8 protein-coding genes are annotated in these 7,106 nt (G+C 65.9%); 3 read left to right on the top strand and 5 right to left on the bottom strand.

The window, feature by feature from the left end; genetic code table 11:
- Window positions 1-96: 96 nt before the first annotated feature.
- The 3 genes from LB559_RS32770 to LB559_RS32760 all read right to left on the bottom strand — a co-directional run bounded on the left by LB559_RS32770 (window position 97) and on the right by LB559_RS32760 (window position 2,318).
- On the bottom strand, window positions 97-999 hold the full coding sequence (locus tag LB559_RS32770; RefSeq protein ID WP_224675899.1) for an SH3 domain-containing protein: 903 nt from the start codon (window positions 997-999) through the stop codon (window positions 97-99).
- A 123-nt stretch (window positions 1,000-1,122) separates the two neighbouring features.
- Complete coding sequence (locus LB559_RS32765) at window positions 1,123-1,887, bottom strand: metallophosphoesterase family protein (protein WP_224675898.1); 765 nt, start codon at window positions 1,885-1,887, stop codon at window positions 1,123-1,125.
- A 68-nt stretch (window positions 1,888-1,955) separates the two neighbouring features.
- Complete coding sequence (locus LB559_RS32760) at window positions 1,956-2,318, bottom strand: ArsR/SmtB family transcription factor (RefSeq protein WP_013530112.1); 363 nt, start codon at window positions 2,316-2,318, stop codon at window positions 1,956-1,958.
- A gap of 208 nt (window positions 2,319-2,526) precedes the next feature.
- On the opposite strand from LB559_RS32760, the gene LB559_RS32755 reads away from it, so the two are divergent.
- Window positions 2,527-3,705 (top strand): MFS transporter, encoded by a 1,179-nt coding sequence (locus LB559_RS32755; RefSeq protein ID WP_224675897.1) that lies wholly within the window; start codon window positions 2,527-2,529, stop codon window positions 3,703-3,705.
- Between the two features lie 21 nt (window positions 3,706-3,726).
- Here LB559_RS32755 and LB559_RS32750 read toward each other — a convergent pair whose 3' ends face one another.
- The gene (locus LB559_RS32750) at window positions 3,727-4,185 is read right to left on the bottom strand and encodes a MarR family winged helix-turn-helix transcriptional regulator (protein WP_024504123.1); all 459 of its coding nucleotides are present in this window, start codon (window positions 4,183-4,185) and stop codon (window positions 3,727-3,729) included.
- Window positions 4,186-4,394: 209 nt separating this feature from the next.
- Here LB559_RS32750 and LB559_RS32745 point away from each other — a divergent pair, with 209 nt between their 5' ends.
- Window positions 4,395-5,189 (top strand): SDR family NAD(P)-dependent oxidoreductase, encoded by a 795-nt coding sequence (locus LB559_RS32745; protein ID WP_224675896.1) that lies wholly within the window; start codon window positions 4,395-4,397, stop codon window positions 5,187-5,189.
- A gap of 235 nt (window positions 5,190-5,424) precedes the next feature.
- Here the strand turns inward: LB559_RS32745 and LB559_RS32740 are convergent, their stop codons facing one another.
- Window positions 5,425-6,024 carry a LysE family translocator gene (locus tag LB559_RS32740; protein ID WP_224675895.1) on the bottom strand — a complete coding sequence of 200 codons (600 nt, stop codon included), beginning with the start codon at window positions 6,022-6,024 and terminating at the stop codon, window positions 5,425-5,427.
- A gap of 98 nt (window positions 6,025-6,122) precedes the next feature.
- Between LB559_RS32740 and LB559_RS32735 the strand changes: the two genes are divergently transcribed.
- A complete protein-coding gene (locus LB559_RS32735; RefSeq protein ID WP_224675900.1) occupies window positions 6,123-6,992 on the top strand; it encodes a LysR family transcriptional regulator in 870 nt (289 codons plus the stop codon).
- Window positions 6,993-7,106 lie beyond the last annotated feature (114 nt).

Below are 7,106 nucleotides of genomic sequence, written 5' to 3'. Positions count from 1 at the left end.
GGGGAATAGGGGAATAGGGGAATAGGGGAATAGGGTGGGTTCGAGAGAATTCCAAACATACTCCCTTTTTCCCCTGCTCCCTTACTCCCCTGAATTCTAATTCCCCAGCGCCAACTGATCCGTGATCTCAAACCGCTCCGAGACGCCGACACGGATCATGTTGAGGCTGCCTTCCCTGGTGAAGCGGAAGTCGCCGGGCGCGTCGGAACCGGCCGGCTGGCCGGCACGGAAGGAGATGATGCGCGTGCCGCCATCGGGCCAGGTCACAGTGATGTTCGCCTTGTCGGCGCTGTGCACCACGCTGACCTTGCAGCGCTCCATCGGCTGGCCGACATAGCGGGCGCAGGGAATCTCGGGGCCAGAAGCCGGCGTCGGAGCGGAATCAAGCGGGACGTCAGGCGCCGCCAGCGCCAGTAGGTACGCGTCCTGCATGGCGGCGTGGCCGATTTCCTCTGGCGATTTCGGCGTGCTTTCGGCTGCCGGACCGGCGCCGCCAAGCCGCGCCGTCAGGTCGGGCGGTGCGACCGGCGCGCTGTCAGCTGAGCCGATGGCCTGCGATTGGTCCGGTGCCGAGGCCTGCTCGGCCCCACTGCCGGTGGAGGCAACCACCGGCGCACCGGCCGGTCTTGGCTCACCTTCGACATAGGGGTTCGGATTGAGGGGGATGAGATAGCGCGCCGGCGCCCAGCCGCTCAGCTTCTCCTTGCCCGTGCTCTCGACCTTGCACCATTTGTAGCCGTTGATGTCGTTGCAGCCGAGATTGGTGACCATGTCGCCGCTGCTCAGCCGCGCCTCGACCGTGGCGACCGGCGATGCGGTGGTGCGGACCTTGAGAAGGTCGTCCGGCGCCAGGCCGGTAACGACGGAGATGACGAGCTCCGGCGCCTCTTGGGCCATCTCTTCAGCCATAGCGGGGGCAATCACCGGCCACGCCGTCATCAGCAGCGGAGCAGCAATCAGCGCATGGAGGATTGTTCGGAGCGTAACTGTGCGCCTCATCGTTTGGCCGTGCGCTGATACCGTGCCGCGGCGGATCGAGCCCGCCGCAAGCCCGGCCGGTTTTATAAGGGACGACGCGGCGCCATGTAAGCCCGAAAATTCGGGCCGCCGTTTCGCCAGCCTTCAGCCGGGTAGGGGCATGAACCCGGTTCTGAGCGCGTGAGCCCATTCCGGCCGGCCCGCTTGTTCGGCCTGCCTGGCGGCCGCCTCGTGGTCGTAGTCGACGGCGATGGCCTCGAAGCCGTCGGGCTGGCCGTTGCTGCCCAGGGTGACAATGCCGTAGCGCGCATGCGGCGAGCCCTGCTCGGAGACATGCGCCGGCGGCGTGGAATCGTCATAGGCAGGGCAGCCGATGCTGCCCGGATTGAAGATGACGGGACCGTCGGGGACGCGGATCAGTTCCGCGCGGTGGCTGTGGCCGCACAGCGCGATGCGGCAAGCCGGGTCGAGCGCCTTCAGCCGCCGCCGGATCGCCGTCAGCGGCGCGCGCACCAGCTGGCCATTGGCAATCGTATCAGTGAGATATTTCTCGTCATGGTCGGGACGGGCGTGGAAAGCGATGATTCCGGGTGCGATCTCCAGCGTCAACGGCTGGGCGAACAGCACCTGGCGCTGTGCCTCGGTCAGCCGCTCCTGCGCATAGACGTCGGAGGGCCACATGGTGTCATCAGCGGGGTCGGCGGCAACACGGCGGTCGTGGTTGCCGCGCACCGTCGGCAGGTTCAGCGCCTGCAGCCGTTCCATCGTTTCGCGCGGCCATAGCGGGCCGGAAACGCTGTCGCCGAGATTGATGGTCAGGTCGGCGCCGCCGCGCCGGCGCAGGTCGTCAAGCACGGCGTCGAGCGCCAGCACATTGCCGTGGATGTCGGCGAGGACGGCGATGCGCATTTCGGGAAGCTCCTGTGTGACGCCGCTTTTCCTTTTCCCCACGTTCGTGGGCGAAGAACCCAAGTCCTTCAGGGTCGGGCGTGCACTTCGATATCGTGGCCGCCAACCGCCGGCAGTGCGGGATCGTCGCCGGCGGCGGCGATGACGCTGTCGAGCAGGCCGGGGAAGCGGGCGTCGAGATCGGCCCGGCGCAGTGTGATCATGCGGTTGGTGCCGACCACCTCGGCGCGGGTGACGCCGGCCTCGCGCAATTTGGCGAGGTGGTAGCTCAGATTGGTCTTCGAGCCGAAATCGAGGAACTGGCTGCAGTTCAGCGGCACGCCCTGCTTGCTGGCGAGATAGCGCACGATGGCAAGCCGCGTCGGGTCGCCGAGCACGCCAAGCACGATCGGCAGGCTGATCTGGTCCGTATTGGGGTGTGGCAAGGTCATGGCTCGAAACTAAGCACAGTCGGGTCCGATTTCAACGCATCCATCATTGTTGGCTCCGCATGGCCTTTCTCCGTCTCGCGCGAACCCCGCCCGGCCTGTGCTGACACAGGGTTGTCAGGAAGGTTCAGCTATTTTTCCCTGGCTTCATTGACATGATGCCCCATTATGTCCAATTGTTCAATAACTTTTGAACTAAGGACATCCCGCCATGGACAAGCGCCTCTTCTGGCTCGCGCTCGGATCGTTCACGATCTCGACCGAAGGCTTCGTCATCTCCAGCCTTCTGCCCGACATCGCGGCGGATGCCGGCATCTCCATTCCGCTGGCCGGCACGCTGATCACCGCCTTCGCGCTCGCCTATGCGGTCGGCACGCCGATCCTGGCGACGCTGACCGGCGAATGGGACCGGCGCCGCGTCATCCTGTGGACGCTGGTGTTCTTCGTCATCGGCAACATCGCCGCTGCCTTGAGTTCCTCCTTCGAACTGCTTCTGGTCGCGCGCATCGTCATGGCGCTGTCGTCGGGCCTGTTCGCCGCAACCGCGCAAGGCACGGCGGTGGCGCTGGTCGATGATCATCACCGGGCGCGTGCCATCGCCGTCGTCGTCGGCGGCACCACTGTGGCCGTTGCGCTCGGTGCGCCGCTGGGCGCGCTCGTTGCCACCGTTGCCGGCTGGCGCGGCACCTTCTTTGCCATCGCCGGCCTTGGCGCGCTTGCAGGCGCGATCCTGTGGTACCGGCTGCCGCAGGGCATCGTCGGCACCAGGCTGCCCTTGAAGCGCAGGCTGACGGCAGCGCTGCGTCCCGGCGTGATGCCGATCCTGTTGACGACAGTGCTGGCGCTGATCGGCGCCTTCACCGTCTTTGCGTATGTCGCGCCGCTTGCCATCGAGGGCGGCGGTCTCAGCCAGATCGCGCTGCCCGGCATGCTGCTCGCCTTCGGCGTCGGCGCCGTCATCGGCAACATTGGCGGCGGCCAGGCCGCCGACCGGTTCGGCGCGACCCGCACCGTCGGCTGGTCGCTGGCGCTGAGTGCAGCCATGCTGGTCTTATTGTCGGTCATCCCGACCTTCCTGCCGCACCATATTGCCGGGCCGGCGCTGATGGCGATGATGGTGCCGTGGGGCATCGTCGGCTGGGCGTTCCCGCCGGCACAGGCGAGCCGCATCATCAAGCTGGCGCCCGATGCCGCCCCGATCGTGCTGTCGCTCAACGCCTCGGCGCTCTATCTCGGCGTGGCGCTGGGTGCCGTGGTCGGTGGTGCCGTGCTGCGCTACGGCGCGCCGGCCGATCTCGGCCTGGTCGCCGCGATCTTCCCGATCGTCGGGCTTGGCGTCGTGGTCGCCGGCCGCTGGGCGGCTCGGCCTGTAGAAATGCCTGCCGAGTAGAGTCTTTGGCAAACGCTGGCCTTAGGGCGTGGCCGGCGGCAGATCAAAATCCAGCGCGGCGATCTCATCCAGAGCCGCGCGCAAATCTTCGGCCTTGTCCTTGCCGACGACATCCTCGAAGCGCTGCTGGGCGATTTGCCACAGTTTCATCGCTTCCTCGATCTTGTCCAGGCCCTTTGGCGTCAGTCGTACACGCTTGACGCGGCGGTCCTCCGGGTCGGCGAAGGTCTCGACATAGCCGTCGCGGATCAGCGGTTTCAGCGTATGGCCGAGCGCCGACAGGTCCATGATCAGCGACGTGGCGATGGCGCCCATCGCCGGCTCATCGCCCATATGGATCTGGTAAAGCAGGCCCTGCTGCGTCGCCTTGAGGCCTGACGGCTCCACCACATCATCATAAAACTTGCCGAGCTTGCGCGCCGCGCGGCGCAGCGCGGCGTTGTTGCAGAGCGTGAGGCCGGGCAGGCTGTCCTTTGACATGATGGTCCCTGGCGCCGGCGAATGAGGCCCGGCTGCTCCCCTCAAATAATCCCCGCCCGTCTCATTGACAAGATAGTGGCATATGCCTACTTCACGATTAGTGGTATATGCCACTAAATCAGATCAAGCGGCTTTCCGGCAGCGCGGCAGATGCCACGGCGCCGGGGTCATTCGAAACGAACAAGATCAGTTGAAGAAGGAACAGGACAATGAGTGGACAGGGCAACAAGGGCACGGCGGTCGTCACCGGTGCTTCGTCGGGCATCGGCGCGGTCTATGCCGACCGGCTGGCGGGGCAGGGCTACGATCTGGTGCTGGTGGCGCGGCGCGCCGACCGGCTGGAGGAACTGGCCGGGAAGCTGCGCCAGACCTATAGCCGCAAGGTCGGCGTGATCAGCGCCGATCTTGCAAACGACGATGATGTGCGCCGCGTCGAGCAAGCTGTAACAGCCGACGAGAGCATCACACTGCTGGTCAACAATGCCGGCATCGGTGGCCAGGCCGTCGTGGCCACCGCCGATGTCGACGCGGCCGAGCGCATGATCAAGGTCAACACCATCGCCTTGACGCGTCTAACCCGCGCCGTGCTGCCGGGGCTTTTGGCACGCAACCGCGGCGGCATCGTCAACATCGCCTCGGTGCTCGCCTTCGACACCTCCTTCGGCGGCATCTACAGCGGCACCAAAGCTTATGTGGTCAACTTCACCGAAGCCCTGCACCGTGAGGTCGAGGGCACCAATGTTAAGGTGCAGGTGGTGCTGCCGGGCGCGACCCGGACCGATTTCTGGGAACTTGCCGGCACCGATATCGCCAACGTTCCGAGGGAGATCATCATGACCGCCGACGACATGGTCGATGCCGCACTTGTCGGCTTGGCCAAAGGCGAGGCGGTCACCGTGCCCGCGCTTGCCGATGCGGCCAAGCTCGACACATTCCTCGGCGCCCGGCAAGCCTTCTACGGCAGCCTGCACGCCGACAAGCCGGCGGCGCGTTACGGGGTTTGAAGGTTGAGAGGCTGGTTCGCTTTGCGAACCAGGACCCCACCCCGCTGCTTCGCAGCGACTTGCCGGGGCGAGCCGCGGGTCTCGCCCGTCCTTCGGACCCCCATAAGGGAGAAGGTTAGGGGCGCGCGCCACCCTCCTTGAGGCTTGGAAAAGGCGCGCTCCCCACCTTCCCCTTGTGGGGAGGTCGGACCGAAGGTCAGGGTGGGGGGCTGGCGCGGGTTTTGGCTTGAGCGCTTTACACCGACCGCCACATCGGAATGATCGAGGCGGCCAGTACCAGCGCCAACACGACGTTGAGCGCGCGCCATTGCCATTCGGTCTTGAGCAGCCGCGCCAGCACCATGCCGGCCACGCACCACAGTGAAAGCGAGGCGGCGGCCGCGAGGCCGAAAGTGGCGCCGAGCAGCAGCGCGAGCTGCATCGGTCCGCTGGCCAATGCCGCGAACGACGCCGCGGCGCCCAGCCCCATCGCCCATCCCTTCGGGTTCATCCATTGAATGCCGGCGCCGCCGAGAAAGCTGTTCGGCCTGGTCATGGTCACATCCAGATTAGGCGGTCCGCTGCGGCCGATCTTGATCGCCAGCCAGACGAGATAAAGTGAGCCGGTGACCTTCATCGCCAGTTGCAGCGAGGGCACGGCGAGCAGCAGGCCGGCGAGCCCGGCGGCGGCGGCGCTCGTCACCGTGGCGAGACCGGCGGCGCTGCCGATCAGCAGGGGTACCGAACGGCGAAAGCCGAACTGCGCGCCCGATGCCGTTGACAGGGTCGTGGCGATGCCGGGCGTGGTGGTGGCGACGATGGCAAACAGGATGAGCGGGAAAATGGGCTCGAGCATGCGGCGTCCTCGGTGGGAGGGCTGCCATCGTAGCCGCGCGCGAACTTCAGTAAATGCAATGTTTGCTATGGTTGACATTAGCAAGCATAATGCCAACCATGATCCGAAATCTCGACATGGCGCTGATCCGCACCTTTATCACCGTCGCCGACAAGGCCAGCATGACAGCGGCGGCCAATGCACTGCACCTGACGCAAGGTGCTGTCAGCCAGCAGGTCAAACGGCTGGAGGAGGCGTTCGGCTCGAGCCTCTTCGAGCGCGACCGGCGCGGCTTGCGGCTTACGCGCGCCGGTGAACAGCTGTTCGGCAGGGGCAAGCGGCTGCTGGCCTTGAATGACGAGATCTGGGCCGAAATGGCTGGGACACCGGTGGCCGGCCAGGTGCGGCTCGGCGTGCCCTACGACCTTGTCGGCACCTTGCTGGCGCCGGTGCTGAAGACCTATGCCGAGACCTATCCGCAGGTCGAGATATCGCTGGTCTGCGCCTCGTCGCCAGAATTGACTGCTGCCCTCGCGGCCGGGACCATCGACCTTGCCGTGATCGAGGAACGCGCCGGCCCGTCGGCCGGCGAATGTCTCGTTGTTGACCGGCTGGTCTGGGTCGGTGCCAAGGGCGGCGTTGCCCGCGCCAAGCGGCCGCTGCCGGTCTCGATCGTCGCCGACACCTGCGCTTTCCGGCCGGCTGTGCTGGCGGCGCTCGGTGAGCATGGGCTGGAGTGGCGCACCGTGTTCGAGAACGGCAACATCGACGCGACGACCGCGACGGTGCGCTCCGACCTCGCCGTCACCACCTGGCTGGCCTCCACGGTGCCAGCCGATCTCGACATATTGCCATCGGAGTCCGGCCTGCCGCCGCTGCCGAATTTTGCCATCAACCTGCATCTGCCGAGGCATGGGGTAGGTCCCGCGGCGCAGGAATTCGCACGGCATATACGGGAAGGGCTGGCGCGGCGACCAGTCGCTGCTTGAAGCTTCTCAGAACTTGGGTTCCTCTCCCCCGTCGATCGGGGAGAGCGACTATCTGGGGTGTCAAGTTGCACTCGCGAACTCGTTGCGCGCATCGCGTGCTTTTGCATTGAGGAT

It is taken from the genome of Mesorhizobium sp. BR1-1-3 (genome assembly GCF_020165455.1).
GTDB lineage: Bacteria > Pseudomonadota > Alphaproteobacteria > Rhizobiales > Rhizobiaceae > Mesorhizobium > Mesorhizobium ciceri.
The sequence above is the reverse complement of the archived record's forward strand: the minus strand, read 5'-3'. Positions and strand labels throughout refer to the sequence as shown.

What these genes read in the sequence shown, in the direction of transcription:
- LB559_RS32760 (WP_013530112.1), bottom strand. Translation starts at nt 2,318, where the DNA reads ATGACCTTGCCACACCCCAATACGGACCAGATCAGCCTGCCGATCGTG.
- LB559_RS32765 (WP_224675898.1), bottom strand. Translation starts at nt 1,887, where the DNA reads ATGCGCATCGCCGTCCTCGCCGACATCCACGGCAATGTGCTGGCGCTC.
- LB559_RS32750 (WP_024504123.1), bottom strand. Translation starts at nt 4,185, where the DNA reads ATGTCAAAGGACAGCCTGCCCGGCCTCACGCTCTGCAACAACGCCGCG.
- LB559_RS32745 (WP_224675896.1), top strand. Translation starts at nt 4,395, where the DNA reads ATGAGTGGACAGGGCAACAAGGGCACGGCGGTCGTCACCGGTGCTTCG.
- LB559_RS32740 (WP_224675895.1), bottom strand. Translation starts at nt 6,024, where the DNA reads ATGCTCGAGCCCATTTTCCCGCTCATCCTGTTTGCCATCGTCGCCACC.
- LB559_RS32770 (WP_224675899.1), bottom strand. Translation starts at nt 999, where the DNA reads ATGAGGCGCACAGTTACGCTCCGAACAATCCTCCATGCGCTGATTGCT.
- LB559_RS32735 (WP_224675900.1), top strand. Translation starts at nt 6,123, where the DNA reads ATGATCCGAAATCTCGACATGGCGCTGATCCGCACCTTTATCACCGTC.
- LB559_RS32755 (WP_224675897.1), top strand. Translation starts at nt 2,527, where the DNA reads ATGGACAAGCGCCTCTTCTGGCTCGCGCTCGGATCGTTCACGATCTCG.